This is a genomic window from Marinomonas phycocola (genome assembly GCF_047525455.1).
Lineage (GTDB): Bacteria > Pseudomonadota > Gammaproteobacteria > Pseudomonadales > Marinomonadaceae > Marinomonas.
Genome location: NZ_JBLIXL010000006.1, coordinates 25,865 through 44,138 on the forward strand (window position 1 = coordinate 25,865; position 18,274 = coordinate 44,138).

Annotated in this window: 15 protein-coding genes; 4 read left to right on the forward strand and 11 right to left on the reverse strand. The window is 39.9% G+C overall.

Translation table 11 applies throughout. The annotated features are described in order from the left end of the window. Window positions 1–56: 56 nt before the first annotated feature. The 8 genes from trpC to ACMUMJ_RS06200 all read right to left on the reverse strand — a co-directional run bounded on the left by trpC (window position 57) and on the right by ACMUMJ_RS06200 (window position 9,385). Window positions 57–872 carry an indole-3-glycerol phosphate synthase TrpC gene (gene trpC, locus ACMUMJ_RS06165; RefSeq protein WP_414677926.1) on the reverse strand — a complete coding sequence of 272 codons (816 nt, stop codon included), beginning with the start codon at window positions 870–872 and terminating at the stop codon, window positions 57–59. Window positions 873–903: 31 nt separating this feature from the next. After that, window positions 904–1,926, reverse strand: a complete 1,023-nt coding sequence (gene trpD / locus ACMUMJ_RS06170; RefSeq protein ID WP_414677927.1) for an anthranilate phosphoribosyltransferase — start codon at window positions 1,924–1,926, stop codon at window positions 904–906. Window positions 1,927–2,048: 122 nt separating this feature from the next. Continuing rightward, complete coding sequence (locus tag ACMUMJ_RS06175; RefSeq protein ID WP_414677928.1) at window positions 2,049–2,249, reverse strand: hypothetical protein; 201 nt, start codon at window positions 2,247–2,249, stop codon at window positions 2,049–2,051. Window positions 2,250–2,679: 430 nt separating this feature from the next. After that, the gene (locus ACMUMJ_RS06180) at window positions 2,680–4,104 is read right to left on the reverse strand and encodes a phosphomannomutase (protein ID WP_414677929.1); all 1,425 of its coding nucleotides are present in this window, start codon (window positions 4,102–4,104) and stop codon (window positions 2,680–2,682) included. Between the two features lie 16 nt (window positions 4,105–4,120). After that, the gene (locus ACMUMJ_RS06185; protein ID WP_414677931.1) at window positions 4,121–4,489 is read right to left on the reverse strand and encodes a hypothetical protein; all 369 of its coding nucleotides are present in this window, start codon (window positions 4,487–4,489) and stop codon (window positions 4,121–4,123) included. Window positions 4,490–4,575: 86 nt separating this feature from the next. Beyond that, window positions 4,576–7,311 (reverse strand): glycosyltransferase family 4 protein, encoded by a 2,736-nt coding sequence (locus tag ACMUMJ_RS06190; RefSeq protein WP_414677932.1) that lies wholly within the window; start codon window positions 7,309–7,311, stop codon window positions 4,576–4,578. A gap of 160 nt (window positions 7,312–7,471) precedes the next feature. Beyond that, complete coding sequence (locus tag ACMUMJ_RS06195; protein WP_414677933.1) at window positions 7,472–8,665, reverse strand: glycosyltransferase; 1,194 nt, start codon at window positions 8,663–8,665, stop codon at window positions 7,472–7,474. Between the two features lie 141 nt (window positions 8,666–8,806). Continuing rightward, on the reverse strand, window positions 8,807–9,385 hold the full coding sequence (locus ACMUMJ_RS06200; RefSeq protein ID WP_414677934.1) for an anthranilate synthase component II: 579 nt from the start codon (window positions 9,383–9,385) through the stop codon (window positions 8,807–8,809). Between the two features lie 674 nt (window positions 9,386–10,059). Between ACMUMJ_RS06200 and mgtE the strand changes: the two genes are divergently transcribed. Together mgtE and ACMUMJ_RS06210 are read left to right on the forward strand one after the other, a co-directional pair. Further along, window positions 10,060–11,391: a magnesium transporter gene (gene mgtE, locus ACMUMJ_RS06205; RefSeq protein ID WP_414677935.1), complete on the forward strand. Its 1,332-nt coding sequence runs from the start codon at window positions 10,060–10,062 to the stop codon at window positions 11,389–11,391. Window positions 11,392–11,433: 42 nt separating this feature from the next. Next, window positions 11,434–12,549, forward strand: coding sequence for a mechanosensitive ion channel family protein (locus ACMUMJ_RS06210; protein WP_414677936.1), 1,116 nt, complete (start codon window positions 11,434–11,436; stop codon window positions 12,547–12,549). Between the two features lie 81 nt (window positions 12,550–12,630). On the opposite strand, the gene ACMUMJ_RS06215 is transcribed toward ACMUMJ_RS06210, so the two are convergent. After that, window positions 12,631–13,311: a phosphoglycolate phosphatase gene (locus ACMUMJ_RS06215; RefSeq protein ID WP_414677937.1), complete on the reverse strand. Its 681-nt coding sequence runs from the start codon at window positions 13,309–13,311 to the stop codon at window positions 12,631–12,633. Next, window positions 13,308–13,982: a ribulose-phosphate 3-epimerase gene (gene rpe, locus ACMUMJ_RS06220; RefSeq protein WP_414677938.1), complete on the reverse strand. Its 675-nt coding sequence runs from the start codon at window positions 13,980–13,982 to the stop codon at window positions 13,308–13,310. Before rpe ends, ACMUMJ_RS06215 begins: the two co-directional genes overlap by 4 nt. Window positions 13,983–14,053: 71 nt before the next feature. Between rpe and ACMUMJ_RS06225 the strand changes: the two genes are divergently transcribed. After that, window positions 14,054–15,055, forward strand: coding sequence for a DUF3530 family protein (locus tag ACMUMJ_RS06225; RefSeq protein ID WP_414677939.1), 1,002 nt, complete (start codon window positions 14,054–14,056; stop codon window positions 15,053–15,055). A gap of 53 nt (window positions 15,056–15,108) precedes the next feature. Here ACMUMJ_RS06225 and djlA read toward each other — a convergent pair whose 3' ends face one another. Then, entirely contained in the window at window positions 15,109–15,897 is a 789-nt protein-coding gene (djlA, locus tag ACMUMJ_RS06230) for a co-chaperone DjlA (protein ID WP_414677940.1), read from the reverse strand. Between the two features lie 93 nt (window positions 15,898–15,990). On the opposite strand from djlA, the gene lptD reads away from it, so the two are divergent. Beyond that, on the forward strand, window positions 15,991–18,273 hold the full coding sequence (gene lptD, locus ACMUMJ_RS06235) for an LPS-assembly protein LptD (RefSeq protein ID WP_414677941.1): 2,283 nt from the start codon (window positions 15,991–15,993) through the stop codon (window positions 18,271–18,273). Window position 18,274: the final 1 nt, after the last annotated feature.

The window sequence follows — 18,274 nt, forward strand, 5'->3', positions numbered from 1 at the left end:
AAAAACGTTAACGTTTGAGATAAGATACTTTCAAGCATCTTTATCACAATAAAATATTAGTTTTTGAATAGCTCTGCTAACTTTTCACCAGGCTGATCCGCCCTCATAAAAGCCTCACCAACAAGAAACGCATTCACATTTTTTGCTCTCATGGCTGCCACATCATCCATAGTGTGAATACCACTTTCTGTTACGATAAAGCGCTCATCAGGGATGCTATCGAGTAAATCAAATGTATTATTTAAACTCAAATCAAACGTATGTAGATCTCGGTTATTAATCCCCAAAAGCTCACTCTTTGAATACTCTAACGCCAACTCAAGCTCTGCGCGGTTATGGACTTCAACCAACACATCCAAACCCAGCTCGCGTGATAACTTATCTAAACTAAATAACGCTTCACCTGATAAACATGCCACAATCAAAAGAACGCAATCAGCCCCAATTGCACGGGCTTCATAGACCTGATAGGGATCGACAATAAAGTCTTTTCGAATAACAGGAAGCTCGCAAGCATTCCGTGCTTCAATAAGATAATTTTCGTGTCCTTGAAAAAAATCTTTGTCCGTCAATACAGACAAGCACGCTGCGCCACCTTGTTCATAAGATTGAGCAATTTCATTAGGTATAAAGTTATCTCTTAAAACACCTTTGCTCGGAGACGCTTTTTTTATCTCAGCAATAACACCCGGTTCACCATTGGCCACTTTCGCTTTTAACGCCTTGGCAAACCCTCTAACGGGGTTGTTTTTATTTGCAGCAAGAGCAGACGCCTTAATGTCATCAAGAGAGATATGTTTTTTTCTTTCTGATATTTCTTCGTGCTTTCGAGCAACAATTTTTTTCAATATCGTTGGAGTTTCAACTTGCATAGTAGACCTTATCTATTTATTCGAACACACATTAAAAACAACGAGTAAAACTCGCAAGTGCAGAGAACTTTTCTGTCGCTAATCCACCACCCATCACATCCTCAGCCATGGATACCCCTTCATAAAAAGAAGACGCAACACCGGACACATAGATCGCCGCACCTGCGTTCAAAGAAACAATATCACGGGCAGGGTTTACCTTACCTTTACCAGCTAATGCTTGTTTAACAAGAACAAGACTGGCTTCTGCATCCTCAACTTGTAATGTGTCAATTGATTGGCGAGGAATATCATAATCTTCAGGTACAATCTCATACTCAGTAATGACACCGTCTTTTAACTCTGCAACAAATGTTGGCTCAGCAATGCTTATTTCATCTAAGCCATCTTGAGAATGCACAACCATAACGTGTTTACTGCCTAAACGCTGTAACACTTCAGCCATAGGTCGAACCCATTGCTTATCAAACACACCCAATACTTGATTTGTTACCGTTGCAGGGTTGGTTAATGGCCCTAACAAATTAAAAATTGTGCGTACTGCCATTTCTTTGCGCGGCCCTATAGCGTGTTTCATAGCAGAATGGTGATTAGGAGCAAACATAAACCCTAAACCCACCTCATCGACACATCGTGAAACTTGCTCTGGTGTTAGATTTAAATTAATACCTGCATGCTCAAGTAAATCCGCACTGCCCGATTTTGAAGAAATAGAACGATTGCCATGTTTTGCAACATAAGCACCTGCAGCGGCCGCTACAAACGCCGTCGCAGTCGACACATTAAACAACTTGCCACCATCACCACCTGTACCGCAAGTATCCACTAAATGCGCTTGATCAATGACCACTTTACTTGAAAGCTCACGCATCACCTGTGCGGCCGCCGTAATCTCATCAACGGTTTCGCCTTTCATTCGTAAACCAATAAGAAAGCCGCCAATCTGAGCCTGACTCGCCTCACCCGTCATAATAATACGCATCACTGCGCTCATTTCTTCTATTGTAAGATTTTGCTTATCGATGACTGTGGCAATGGCCGTTTGAATGTTCATCAACAACTCCTATTGAATCAAGTAAAAAGTTACCGATATTCTACACTCCTGCATCTTTACTGTCTGTAGCATAGAAAGTGCAGTAATTACGAACTCTAAATATTAAGTAACATAGATATACCTTATAAGGTTGAGTCTACAAGCCGTTCCAACTGCTTTGGTAAACACACTCGTGTTAAATCAAAGTTCTGCTGAATCGTTTGACGTACTTGCTGTCGAATAGACATCATATCTTCAGGATGGGACAACACCCAATTGACACATGCTGACCGTTCTTCGGTATACAAAAATGGGCAAACCATTCCGACCATTTTCAATGACATCTTCTACAGACTCAATACGAGACGCAATAACTGGAGCAGCACAGCTCATCACTTCTAACATGGATCAAGAAAGTACGAAGGGATAAGTCAAATAGGTGTGGGCTTTACTTAACTGCAAAGCGACCAAAAACACATAATAAGATACAAACCTTGCACTTTCTTAGCGTCACCAATCTCTCCCGATTGAACATAGAGATCCCATGATACAATTAGATCCATAGAGACGAGAAAATCGATCGAGCTTCTAGTTTGTCGAAGATCTTTATCAAACATTTCAACTAGCGATAATCGTTGTGACAGTGGCTCTGTTTTTAATTGGCATCATACAAAAAGGATAACTACGATAATACAAAGGCAAGTAGCACCCAACCCAGCTTTCGATGCTTTAAAGGCTTATCGATATAACATGATCAAACACATTTCCTCCATATTATAAATTGAGTGAACACCACTGGGATAATTTTCCCAGAACATCACGCATTAGGTTCTCTGCTTTCTCAGGTGAATCCGACTCCACATAACAACGCAATTCAGGCGCATTTCCTGAAGGCCTAATATGAACAACATCCGCATTTTTTAATGTTAATCGTAAGCCATCTAAAGAATTACTCTCTTGCAATTCTGATGCTAAATGCAGATCAGTAAAAGCCAAACTAGGATCAGAAAACCATTTCTTCAATAAATTATTCATACGGTTTACATCAATATTTTGCAATCGATCACTTGCCGTATGTCGTGTAAGAAGCTTTGAAACCAAACTTGATACAGATACTTTTTCTAATCGTGATTTTGCCAATACAGCAAGCGCAGGCAGAATGGCGTCGCGCGTTGGTAAAGCCGCTAGAGGATTACCGCCTAAATACAGCCCCTCACCACATAAAAAACCTCCATTCGCTTCAAAGCCTGCAACAGAAGCATAACCTTGAGCTAAAGATTCCATTCCAGCAATCACATAGGGCGATCCGATACGTGTTCGTTCTATTTTTTCAAAACCAACGCTATCGACAGAAGTATTAGAGTTAATCGGTAACGATACCACACGTGCCAATACCGCTTGGGCACACAAAATCCCTAATACGTCGCCTTTAAGCCAAACGCCATTTTCATCTGATAATAACGGTCTATCCCCATCACCATCCGTTGAAAAAACAGCATCCAATTGATGCGTTTGAATCCAATCAAGCGCCTTCTTCTTATCAATATCAGACACGGCTTCTGTATCAATTGGAACAAACGAATCTGACCGTCCTAGAGAAATCACCGTAGCACCAAGCGACTCAAAAACCTCACGATTGAGATCACGTCCAGCCGCAGAATGTTCATAAATACCAATTTTAAAACCTTTAAAAAGAGTATTCGAAAATGCTGTTATATAACGGTTCACATAATTTTCTTTCGCCAGCGACAATTCATTTAATTTAATGGCGGAAAAAGCAGGCAATGTCGTTGCATCTGATAAAATCAACAACTCATCGGCTTTGGTTATTTCACCATCCGGCCGATAAAACTTGATGCCATTACGGTCAAACGGAATATGACTGCCCGTTATCATGATTGCAGGCATTTCATCTGACATCGCCTGTAAAGCTAAGGCTGGAGTAGGCAATACACCATAAAATAATACATCGTACCCAAGAGCAGACAATGCCCCTGCACATGCTTGTGCCATAAAAAGGCTGGAAGGCCTCCTATCCATTGCCAAGGCCACTTTTTTAAATGAATACTCTTGCCTCATTGCATTCACAAACGAAACAGAAAACGCAGCACACACGTCCTCTGTAAATTGCGTATTCAACCCGCGAGCTCCGCTTGTTCCAAAAGAAATACCACTTTCTTTAATAATTCTACTTATCATCTTTACTCACTTGAATTCAAGTCACAAAAAACGGATATACATGTAATTGTCGAACCAAATAAAGCCCCATATCGGAGCCAAGGTCGATTCTTATTGCCCCCGTGAATTCAGGACCATCAATTAAAAACGACAAAATCACTTCACCCGCCAACACATTCACTGTAAACATATTATCAACATGAAATTCAGAGTGTGCTTTGGTAATGTAATACAACCAAACAACACCTGAGCAAGGTGTTTTTAACGTCACCCAAAACCAATAACGTTGAGAGTACAACTTTACTCCCATCGGACTATTATACGGATTAATGTAAGAGGCTAAAGAATCGTTGATAGCGGGCATAGGGTCTTCTACCATTGTTAGTTTTGGGGTAAAAAGGTTCAACCACCTCTTTTGGATCGTCAATGATTCCAAGTTGTCGTACACGCCAAAAGTTTACAGATAGGCTTCTTTGGTCAGTTCCGCAAACATCATAACCTTGTTCTAGAAGGTGCTGCGCTAAATACGCGCCATCCTAACCCGTAATCCCCATCAATATTGCTTTCATCCGTTGCATTTTCCCCATTATTAAAGCTCTTATCCACTTTATTCGCAGTAAACACATTCAAATGGCGATCGGAAATAATCGGCCAATTATGATCCATTAGCCATTTTTCACGCTCCACTAGCAGGGAATCGTAGCCATGTGCTTTTATACGCCCAATAAAAGTACTTAAAAATTGCGCTATATTCTCTGAGTCATATCCATTTAGAGAGTGTGTAACATCCCTTACTTCATCAAAAATAGGCGCTGGGGTCGTTGCAACATGTTTACAACTAATAATTGCATTTCGCACGGCGCCACTACACGATTCAAGCGTAAATTGATAAGGTAAGATAATAACGTCACAACCTGACAATTTTTCTTCGCATTCTTCACTTGGCAAAAAATCAGAATACCAATCCACATTATTTTTTACATTCAAGTCTTCTATTAGTTTTTCACAACGTTCTTTTTCATAAAAAGAAGTACCATCAGGACGCACCGCATTCACTAATCTTAATCGACTACCAACAGGTATGGTTTGTTGCTGTAACGCAGAAGAAAACCCTTTTATTAAAATGTCAATTCCCTTATGAGGCATTAAAAAACCAAAACTCCCAACAACAAATGGCTTATCATTAATTTGATTATTACTACCATCTTCTAATAGAGGGTATTTTACACCATGAGGCATAAGCATCACATTATCCACCAGACCTAACCGCTTTAACGTATTTAGATCATCAAGCGCATGAACAAAAATCCGTTCAAAAAAACTTAGGCATTTGACCGCAATTTGCAAATTATTCTTGTCATAAGAAAGTAATGGTCGAGTCGTATGGAGAGTGATATAAATGGATTTACCTTGTTGACGCTGAAACTCAACCCCTCGAACAAGCTTATGAGTCAGACCATAAAAAGCAAAATGGTGTTGTAACCATATCACCCCACCTTCAATCTTACGATCCAAAAGGTCAGGACCATCTCCTCCATATACCCAACTGTCTACAAACTCTAGTTCGTTATCCAGCTCATTAGGAATTACTCGCCTTTTTAAAGGATGATGAATTCGTATAGTAGGCTTTTCAGGTAACATTGAATAAATCAAGGATTGACTGTATTCCGCAATTCCGCATTCCTCACCCCATGTAGAAAACAAATCAACTTGAGGCTTTAAATCACTTTTATAAAGTTGACCTATCGAGTCCTTTTGATCGATTGCCTTTTTTTGCTGATATTGCTGAATTTCCCAAATGCCTAGAAAAAACCGTTGCGTTGCATTTTTGTCAAAAAATATTTTTTTAACATTTTGATAAAGTTTTTCTGATTTCTCTTTGACCGATGAATCACCTTCTTTAATTTTAGCAGACAATAAAGTCAGTGCTTCTGCCAGTTTAGGTACGCTCACTTCCGCCCATACAGACTGCCCACCATTCACATGCGTGTCAGCCTTTGAAAAACGATAATCAAGAAGGTGAGCATTCTCTTGGTTCACAAAATCCATGTGTGCACCATACCCAGTAACAACTAAAGGTTTTTTATATATTCCAGCCTCAATTGCGGGCAAATTCAATCCCTCACCCCTAGTGGGCAGTACAACAGCATCAGCACCTTGATACAATAACGCCATTTCATCCGCACTCATATCACACTCAATAATCTCGACTCTTGCTTGCAAATGAGGACGTACACATTGCTGTAACCAGAAATGGATTTGATTATGAGGATTAGGGAATGTTTTAATCACTAAAGAAATGGATTCATCTTGCTCTGCAGCTTGGTCAAAAGCGTCCAAAAGCAGATCGACCCCTTTCCTAGGAAAGCAAGATGAGACATGCAAAAACGTTACTTTATTAGACTCTTGCGATTTCGTGACTAATTTTTTGTCAGAAAAGGGATAGGCCTCAAGAGGAAGTGGAACCACTTGAATCGGTATGGTACAGCCACTGTCTATTAATACTTTTTTAACAAACCAAGTTGTGACCAAAACACCATTGTATTGCTCATTCAGTTGATCAATGATCTCCTGAGAAACGTTAGACTCTTCCCAAAAGAACAAAGCAATGGAGACTTCATCATCTAAGTGAGGGGTAATAAGAGGGTAATGATGGTAAATAGAAACATTTCCATTGGAGCCAAGCAAAGCGTTTTTTTTACTTTTTAAAAAATGATTCAAATAGTCAACTTCGCTCCGGCCTTTTGGTGTATCAAAAACCCTAGGTGCAATTTGCCCCTCATAGGGCTGAATTTGCCAATCTATCTCAGGAAAATCAGAAGTGCATCGATTCAGAATATGACGATTCACTGACGCCAAACTATAACTGCCATTAAAATGCCCTGTTAACCGAATGCTTTTGATATCTTGAATAACGCTTAACTCGTCATTTTTTGCCATAAGAGAATCAATATCGGCAGAATGGCTCACTGATGTAATTGCTTCTAAAATATCCTCATAATCTTCGAGATTTCCGGAGTTTCTTTTAATTGGCGTAACATTGTGCGGTACAAATGCGAGTAAACGCTGCAAGCGATGTTTAAAAAAAGGCAGTCGATTTAAGATTATCAAGGCAAAAGAACGCAACCATGGAACCCCCATTAGTACCCTAATAACACTCACAATGTGCTCTCTAAGCTTTTGTTGAACTAAAGAGGAAATATCTTGTTTTTTATTCAGTAACGGCATTATGACTTATTTCCAACAGCGCTATTCATATATGTGTTTTTCATTTTGCATTGATGAAAGAATAAAATGGCACCATTGCCATAACATTTTCAATAACATTAACATTCTGTAGAGACCTTTATTCTCTGAATTTAGGCGTTTATTCGCCTGTGAAATATTTTTAGGTTCGACAGACGTTTAAAATACGGTTTTTCTCAAACTCTTCCCAACAATCAGAAACATACCCCAACAAATCATCATTAAAGGCTTTTACAGAAAATCGCTCCGCATTATTAGCACACGCATCACTGCTCCAGTCACGCGATTCAAAAACGTTAATGGCGTCTATGATTGACTTCACACTCGATTCATTAAAAAACAAACCGGTTTCACCATCAATAATGGTTTCTGTCACAGCTCCTCGACCAAAAGCAATAACGGGCGTTCCGACCGATTGAGCTTCAATTGGTAAAATTCCAAAATCTTCTTCTGCTGCAAATATTAGAGCTCTAGCTTTAGCCAAATATTGATATAACGCATCATCATCTTGAAAACCCAAATAGCAAATGCATTCCTTTTCTTTTGATGTCAATCTGTCTATTTGTTTTTCCAAACGAGCCCTTTCAGGCCCTTCACCTATAATAATTAACTTACGACCACCCATTTTAGCCAACGCATCTGCAATGAGGGGAATTCGTTTATAGGGAACCAGTCTAGACGCGGCCACATAATAGTCCTCTTTATCTACAAAGGGGACAAAATATTGATTTACAATATGAGTAGAAACAGGAGGGTAAACAACTTTGCTACGACGGCGATAACACTTATGAATGCGTCGGCCGATATATTTAGAAATCGCAATGATATGATCTGGTCTTAAGCCACTCTGAACATCCCATTTTCGTAAACGATGCAAACTATAACGCATCAGCCACTCTGACAACACATTAGGTTTGCTTTGTGCTAAATATTCCCCTTGTAAATCCCAAGCGTAGCGCATAGGAGAGTAACAATAGCTTAGGTGAAGCGTGTCAGGGCCTGTAATAACACCTTTCGCTACCGCATGACTGGATGAAATCACCAAATCAAACTTAGACAAATCGAACTGCTCAACAGCAAACGGCATTAAAGGCAAATAGTGACGATAACACTTTTTTCCAAATGGCATTTTCTGAATAAAAGAAGTATGAATGGTTTTTCCATTTAATGCAGAGGGTAAAGGTGATTCAAATGAATTGACCATAGTGAAAACTTCAGCATGAGGCCAAATCGTCAACATTTGCTCTAGCACTTTTTCAGCACCAGACCACGCGACCAACCAATCATGGACAATAGCGACATTTAATTCTGTTGAAGTAACATCTCTTCTACTCAATACTCCTCCTGAACAATCCGTAAAATAATACTGAAGTAGAACATACTTACAATAAAAACGATCACCAGAATGATGATACTAATGTAAAGAATGCTAACATACTTTAAAAAATGGTTTCTATTAATGTACTGCAATACTCTTTTATCGAATTAAAAAGTTCGCTAATAAATCATGACCGGACTGAGTTAAAATTGATTCAGGGTGAAATTGCACCCCCTCTACCATCAATGTTTTATGACGCAATCCCATAATTTCATCTAAGTGCCCATTTTCGTCCAGAGTCCATGCCGTTACTTCCAAACATTCGGGTAACGAGTCCTGTGAGACAACCAAAGAGTGATAGCGAGTCGCAATATGTGGGTTTGGCAATCCTGAAAAGACAGAGTTATTTTTATGGTAAACACTGGAGGTTTTTCCGTGCATCACTTTTTTAGCGCGTATAACATCACCACCGAAGACTTGCCCTATGCTTTGGTGTCCCAAACAAATACCTAATATTGGTATCTTACCTGCAAAATGACGGATAACATCCAGTGAGATACCCGCTTCAGTCGGCGTACAAGGGCCTGGAGAAATAACTAAATGAGTCGGTGCAAGTAACTCAATATCCTCAATAGTGATTTCATCATTTCGATACACAACAACCTCTTTCCCTAACTCACGTATGTATTGCACTAGGTTATAGGTAAAGGAATCATAATTGTCTAACATGAGTAACATTTAAAACATAAACCTTTGATTTTACTTATAAAATAATAAATTAAATAGTTTTTCTGCCCCCTTCCCTTACCCTTTCGACAAAACCGTTATCATTTTTACGACTCTGAAACAGAAAGAAGGTCTATTATCGCAGCGATTATACCCACGAAAACCATAGCGGTACATCAAACCAATCACGAAACTATATCAATCATATTTTCAATCATCTTGATAATCGATTCCTATTTGTCTTTTTCTAGATTTTGAACAACGATATTAAACCGATATAATATTTCACATATTTTTTCATCGTACTCATTGTCTAAATACTCAAGAGGCACACTTAACAACCGCTCCATATTTCGCAGGGTCTCAAGGCTCGGTTTATTCCCCCAACTCCCACGCTTTTATCATCCATGCGAGAAAGGAACATTTCTTTCCGTGTTTTACGACGTTTGTTGTTGAATTCGCTGTCGGCAAAAATGAGTGGGTGTGACATAACGAAGACTCGAAGGGGTAAATAGGAATTTACTCATGTTAAGGACGTATTCGCATATTCCCTAAACAACGCAATATTTCTTTTAATACAAGGCCTTATTTACGTATTCAGGTTGCATTTAATACACTCATCATCATAACCTGTAGCATAACAACGCCGAAAACGACCATTAAATTCACTCATGAGGAGCAAAACTATGCAAAATAATATTGCCGAATTGGTCGACACCCTCATTGAAGAAGATTTATCCAAAAAAGACATTAATCGAGCCATATCTGATTTGGAGCCAGAAGAGGTTGCTTTAGCATTAGAATCCTTACCACTTGATCAACGGATGCAAGTTTGGGAAACAATTGAAGAAGACGATCGTCTGGACATTTTTGTTGAACTTCGTGGAGAAGCTCGCAAACTCATGCTACGAGAGTTAAGTGAGAACCATATTGAACTTCTATTCAAAGATATGGAAGCCGATGATCTCTTAGAAATTGACGATACATTACCTGATAAATTAGTAGACATTGCGCTTAAGCGCATGAGCAAAAAACAACAAGAATACTACCAACAAGCCAATACGTACGGTGATGAAGAAGTGGGTCACTGGATTGATCATGATATATTGGTTGCCTCTCAAAGCATTAAGGTCTCAGAAGCACTGAGATTATTGAAAAAAGAAATCTCAGAATACAGTGATGTTATTTATCTCGTTAACCGAACAGGTCGCTGGACGGGTTGCGTAAAATTTCACAGTCTCATTGCTGCCCAACCTCATATAAATGTCTCTGAACTCATGGAAGAGGATTATCCGTCACTTACAGCATCAACTGACGTCGTACAAAGTGCCGAAACAGTCGAGCGATCCAGCCATATTGCACTGCCCGTTCTTGATGAGAATCAAATATTATTAGGACGATTTGATATTGGATCGGCAATGGAAATACTAAGAGAAACCTATGAAGGGCAATTAATGTCCACAGCAGGTTTGAACGAAGAGTCCGATCTCTTCGCGCCAGTAAAACGCAGTGCTCGTACACGCGGGATGTGGCTCGGTTTGAATTTACTAACCGCCTTTCTCGCCTCTGCTTTTATTGGTATTTTTGAAGCCACTCTACAACAAGTCGTGGCACTTGCAGTACTGATGCCAGTTGTTGCATCAATGGGCGGTATCGCAGGGAGTCAAACACTCACACTGATTGTTCGAGGTTTAGCACTCGGTCAAATCACCCGCAGTAATTTATTCTCACTGTTGGATAAAGAGTTAAGAATTGGGGGATTAAATGGTATTGTTTGGGCCATTGTTATTGGTGTCATTTCCGCTTGGTGGTTTGATAGCTTTGCTCTTGGCATTGTTATTGGTCTAGCCATCATTGTTAATATTACAATAGCGGCACTATCTGGCGTATTAATTCCAGTATTATTAGACAAGCTAAACCTTGATCCAGCTCTATCTGGCTCTGTTATTCTAACAACCGTTACTGACATTGTTGGATTTGTCGCATTTTTAGGGCTCGGAACGTTACTACTCATCTAAACCGCCATAAATTCAATTACTTTTTATAATGAGAACCATGAAATGACTTGGGAACAACTACAAGAATTCGTTGGCTTGGGACAAAGCGAAATACACTGGATCACCAAAATATTTTTCGCTGTCTTCGCCACACTAATTCTTAACTTTTTAGTTAATCGCGCATTTATTCGCCTCGATAAACAATTAGAACGCACCTCCACTCATTGGGACAATGCTTTAATAAACGCAGCCCATAAACCGATTACTTCCTGTATTTGGTTGGTCGGCTTCGTACTAGCCGCAGAGATATCTGAAGAAGAGCTGGCCCCAAAAGTAATACATGCAATTCATAATATCCGCCAGATTGGCTTGATTGTGTTAATTACATGGTTTGTAAATCGACTGATTAAAAACAGTGAGCACATTCTAGTTTCTTCAAAGAAAATGAAAAAGCCGATGGACTTAACAACAGCATCGGCGGTCAGTAAACTATTAAGAATATCTATCATTATCACCAGCTTATTGGTGATTCTACAAACTCTAGGCTACAGTGTTTCAGGCGTCCTCGCTTTTGGTGGCGTTGGCGGCATTGCCGTTGGGTTTGCTGCAAAAGATTTATTAGCCAATTTTTTTGGCGGTTTAATGGTGTATTTGGATCGCCCGTTTTCAGTCGGAGATTGGGTTCGATCACCGGATAAAGAGATTGAAGGTACGGTTGAAAATATTGGTTGGAGACAAACACGTATTAGGACTTTCGATAAGCGACCTCTCTATGTACCCAACTCGACTTTTTCTGTCATTTCAGTTGAAAACCCCTCTCGTATGACCCATCGTAGAATCTATGAAACCGTTGGCATTCGCTACGATGACGCAGCTAAAATCACCAACATAATAAAAGACGTTAAGACCATGTTACATGAGCATGAAGAAATAGATGAAACTCAAACGTTGATCGTCAATTTCAACCAATTTAGTGAATCGTCGCTAGATTTCTTTATTTATACTTTTACCAAAACCGTGAATTGGATTCATTATCACGAAGTTAAGCAAGACGTTTTATTACGCGTGATAGATATCGTCACCTATCACAATGCAGAAATGGCGTTTCCAACTCAAACACTTCATATTGCACCTAATGAAAATACTTTAAGCATACCGACAGAGAAAAACAGTCTCTAAAAACACACACTTCCATCAAAAAAGCACCTTTTTCTTAGTGAACAAGGTGTTTTTCTAAATGGGACAAAGCTCTAATTCAGATTAAGTAAACAGTTCCGTAAAATCATCTGCTATAAAATCCGCTCCCAAAGACGGTAAATCAACACCTTGATGATACCCATAGGTCAGCAACATGCTTTTAAAACCCGCCTCTTTTGCCGCTTGATGATCCGTAATAGAGTCACCAATCATCAGGCAATTTTGAGGTTCGGCATCCAATGCTTCACAACAATGCAGCAAAGGCATCGGAGAAGGTTTCTTTTCTTCCAATGTGTCACCACCAATTAACCAAGAAAAGTAATCACTGATCTCAAAGTGAGTCAAAATAGGACGAATAAACACACTGGGTTTATTGGTCACTAAAGCCATTGGCACACCCGCTCTTTTAAAGGTTTTTAATAATTGAATGGCATTTGGGTATAACGTGGTTTTGGCAGTAAGATTGTCTCGATAGTGTAATAGAAAATCCCGATAGCATTGCTCCATTAAATCACTTGATACATCAGCCCACTGCATTGCTTGCTCTATCAGCTTTGCCGCCCCAAAACCAACCCACGTTCTTACTCGATCTTCACCTGCAGTCTCAGCACCCGCATTAACTAATGCATAATCAATGGCCTGAGCCAGATCGGGAACACTGTCCACCAAGGTTCCATCAAGGTCGATGCACACTAATTCAGGCCAACCCTCAAACCACTGATCTAATTTTGCAGGTGTTCTCATGATATAACCGTTTCTAACGCAGTGCGCATTTCATCAATCGCTTGTCTGTAGTCAGGCTTACCAAAAATCGCCGAACCCGCAACAAACGTATCTGCACCAGCTTGTGCAATTTCAGCAATGTTCTCTTGGGTCACACCACCATCTACTTCTAAACGAATGTTGTAACCACTGGCATCAATCATCGCACGAGCTTCTTTTAATTTATCCAACGTTTCAGGAATGAATTTTTGACCGCCAAAACCCGGATTAACCGACATCAGCATCACCATGTCTAATTTATCCATAACGTGTTTCATATGATGTAATGGCGTTGCTGGATTAAAAACCAACCCTGCTTTACAGCCACTTTCTTTAATCAGCTGCAAAGAGCGATCTATATGCTCAGACGCTTCTGGATGAAATGTAATATAACTTGCTCCAGCAGCAGCAAAGTCCGCTATCATACGGTCAACAGGTTTTACCATAAGGTGAACATCAATCTCCGCAGTAACACCATATTCACGAAGCGCTTTACAGACCATAGGTCCAATCGTTAAATTGGGTACATAATGATTGTCCATCACATCGAAATGGATCATATCTGCCCCATCGGCTAGAACTTGGTCAACTTCTGCTCCAAGCCGAGCAAAGTCAGCCGCTAAAATAGAAGGGGCAATGATAAAATCATTCATAGTAAACTCCGAAATCAATTTGGGCTAAGAAAGTGAATCACATTCTAACAAGGCAAGTCAGATAAGTATTTATGATCGCGATTAAAAAAAGCAGCTTTTTTCTCTCCATACTTTTATTAGTGGGCAGCTCCATGGCAATTTTCGCTGCCGATGAAGAAAGTGATACCCCTACGCCCGCAACTGCCACACCGCCTGCATCCAATTCACGTGAAGCCATCCCTTTATTAGGCCCCCAAGAATTGCGAATTAAGGCACTGATGGATTCCATCTCGATTAACCGTGCCCATGAAATTGAGATAATCGAATCCCCTAACGACCGATTTTTATCACTCTTTCGCGAATCTACGGCAGGAGAGCCTCAAGGCTGCATAATGCTAATACACGGCGATAATGAACACCCAGATTGGCCTCAGGTTATTAGCCCAATCCGCAATACATTGATCGAAAACAGTTGGTGTACTCTATCCATTGAAATACCCGACACAACAAAGCGTTTTGAATTGCCCACATTACCAACAATCAATAACACTCAAGAAAACACAACAAATCAGACAGAGCAAGAAACGAAATCACTGCCTAATGAAGAAATCATTTACAGCCGAATGGATTCTGCAAGACAACACTTAAGCGACAAAGGATATCGAAGAGTTATATTTTTGGGGCATGGAACAGGAGCCGCTTACGCGCTTAAATATGTGGTTGACCAAGGCATTTCTGGCAGCGCATTAGCAATAATTGACCCCTTCACGCCACTGCCTTTTAACGATTTTGAAATGGCGAATCTCATTGAATCACTGCGTTTACCTGTTCTAGATTACTACTTTAATAGCAACATCAAACAATATAGAGCCGCTCAGTATCGAATGTCGGCATCCAAAAAAAGATTGTCTACAGCCAATGCTTATATTCAAATCAAAGCACCACCAGATAGACGTTATGATTCAATAAGTGAAAAACGTCTGACTCAACGGGTTTGGGGGTTTTTAAAGCAAAATACACATCAAATGACCCAAACCAGACCTCTGCCTACCCTTGAAAAGGGTCTGTTTAGTGAAGACCCTATAAAAAAATAGTCATAGCTAAGTGGGGGTTATTACAGTCAATGATTCCTGAACTGGCATATTATCTATTTACGCTCTTTTTTAATTAATTCGTAAGCCGCTTGTATCTCTTGAGTCCTTTCTTTAGCGATAGTAAGCATTTCTTCAGGTAAGCCTTGAGCGGCTAATTTATCAGGATGATTTTGACTCATCAGTTTGCGATAGGCTTTTTTAATCTCACCATCACTCATATCAGGCGTTGCACCAAGTGCTTCATACGCGGAGTTCAATAGCTCTTTCGGATTAACGTGGCCACCAGCTCGACCCTGATTAAATTGCGCCTGTTGTTTAATTTGAATGTGTAGGGCTTCAAATTCAGCCACACTGATTCCTAAATGAGCACAGACTTGAGAGACAAACGATTTTTCTTCGACACTAAAATGACCATCCGCATACGCAGAAACCAATAAGACCTCTATCAATTGCCTTGTTAAAATACTTCTAGGGCCAATCACTTGTTGGAAATGATTTAGCACACTAACAAGATCAAAATTAGCAGACTTACCTTCATTAAATAATCGTTTTGCTTCTTTCTGAATCGCAGAAGGAAGCCCCATACGCTGCATGATGGCTTCAGCGATTTGAATTTCAGAGGCAGAAACGTGTCCGTCAACCTTAGCCAAGCGCCCCATCAATAGAAACAACGTTTGAAAAAATACCGACTGTTGTTGTTTAAGACTTTCTCGGTTGGCTTTTGTTAGAAAAACCATGGGGGTTCGTGCGCGATCGACCCCATGCCCAATAATCAATCCAATAATAAGACCAAATACATCAAACAACCAATACCCTAATACAGCGCCAACTATTTTCCACATTATAAAATTTCTCCAGTAATCGGTAGCCCCCACAGGCTTGATTAGATTATCATTTAGCTATTTTTAACCCCCAATAAGGGAAAGACACCATTAATGGGATATTTACCTCAGAACATCAGTATAACGCGCTTAGGCCGTTTTTTTCCCAGCTATACGCTAATTTTTCAAGGTCTTTTCATTATACCTCAGGTAAGCGCGGCAGAATGGGATTGGCGACCAAATGAAGCATTAACACTACAACAACGCTCAACAGTGAGCCAGTACTGCCATGGTGACTATATCGATGCTTGGCAGCCAAGTAACAATGGTAATACACATCTAAGTGCAGATCTTATTTATAAAACCCCCGACGGTACGTTATTTTTAGAAGGCGGAGCACAGCTTATACAGCCACGCCAATCTTTGAAAGCTGACAATATTCAAGGTAAACAAGGTGAATTCTATCAAGCAGAGGGCAATGTAGAAGTACGCTCTAAAGGGCAATTAATTCTCAGTCAAAAAACATTTCTAGCCGACCCTAAATCTAACCTAACAACTCAGTTTGATGAAGCCCGCTTTTTACACCATAAAACCGGGGCCAGAGGGCAAGCCAAATCTCTCGCAAAAGACCCTAAAGGCTTAATTTTTGTAGAAGAAGGTTTTTATACCACCTGCGAACCAGGCAACGGCAGTTGGAAACTATACGGGGCATCCATAGTTTTAGACCCCAATAGCGGTTTTGGCACAGCTAAACACGTTCAAATTAAAGTAGACGATTACTCTATATTTTATCTGCCTTGGCTACGCTTCCCTCTAGATAACAACAGACACACGGGGTTCTTATTTCCTGATGTAAGTTACTCAAACGGACAAGGGCTAGGTATTGCAGCACCGTTTTACTGGAACATCGCACCAGAGTACGACGCCACCATCACGCCTCACTTTATTGAAAATGAAGGTGAAGGGCTTGATGTCGAGTTAAGACATTTATCCAAAACTGGGCTGACTCAGTTTGAAGAAGCGAACTTTTTTCACCAAGCTAAAGGTCGACAAACCGCTCGAAAACTCACTTCTACTCAAAAAATAAATGATCAGTTCCAAGCTGGCGTTATTTTCGAGCAAGTAAACTCAGACGACGATTTCCCAACGCAGACAAACATAACGTTAGAAGATAAAGACCATTACGAAAGGTTGGCATACCTCAACTTTAACAATGGCAATTTAAGCGCAAAAGCTGCTATAAAAACCTATCAGACACCGCTTGCAAACGTCGATAAACCATTTGAATGGCGCCCTCGACTAGATGCATCCTATCGCTATTCAAATACCTATCTTGACTTTAAACCTAACGTACAATACACCGATTTCTATGACCCAGACGAAAGTGAAACGGATGGCCAAAGACGCGTATTGAATCAGACTCTTTCATTAAATTTACAAAACCAATGGGGGAAATTTTCTCCTGGTGTGTTACAACAATACCGTTCGTACGATTTGCATGATTACGGCAGCGACTCAGGCAGATCAGCGAATTTAAATCACTTATCCTATTTTATTGATACTGAGATTGCCTTTGACAGAAACATTCAAATTGGCTCCAATTTATGGAGGCAAACACTCGAACCTAAGCTGAGTTATCTCAACGCTCCATTTAAGAATCAAGATAACTTTCCAAACTTTGATACGAGCGAACCAGTACTACTCTATGATAATGCGTTTTCCCACCAGCGCTTTAGTGGCAATGATCGGATAGGTGACACAGAGCAATTCACTTTAGGACTTGAAAGTTATATTTATGACGCCAACAATCAAGAACGGTGGGGGGTTAAACTAGGCCAAGTCTTCTATGTAGAAGATAGAAAAATAGATATAGATGGCTCGTCAACCAGTGACCTTGATAAAAGCAGTACCAGTTCACTACTGGGATTTATATCTTATAAAGAATCGGATTATTTGAACATTACCGCTAATGCCAACTACGATCCAAATATTGATCTACTCGACCTTGGGCAATTTTCTATAAAATTAAAATCAGATAATGGCATTGTCGTAAAAAGCAGTTATTTGAAAACCGTTGATAAAAAATCGAGAGACATTGACTTAGAACAAATTGACTTTCAGACGATTGTCCCTCTCAACAACAATTGGCATTTTCTTTACCAACACACTTACGATTGGTTAGAAAAAGAAGAGACTAAAAATGTCGCTGGATTCGGTTTTGAAAACTGCTGTTTAAAACTGGCCCTTAGTTATCAAAGATCGCGTGATGACGACAATCAATTCGATAGCGGCATCTTTTTACAATTTATTTTACGCAGTTTAAGTGGCGTTGGAAGTGCAAACAACACTGAAAGCATTGCTACAGAATACTGGAACGATGGAAAAACTGGATACTAAA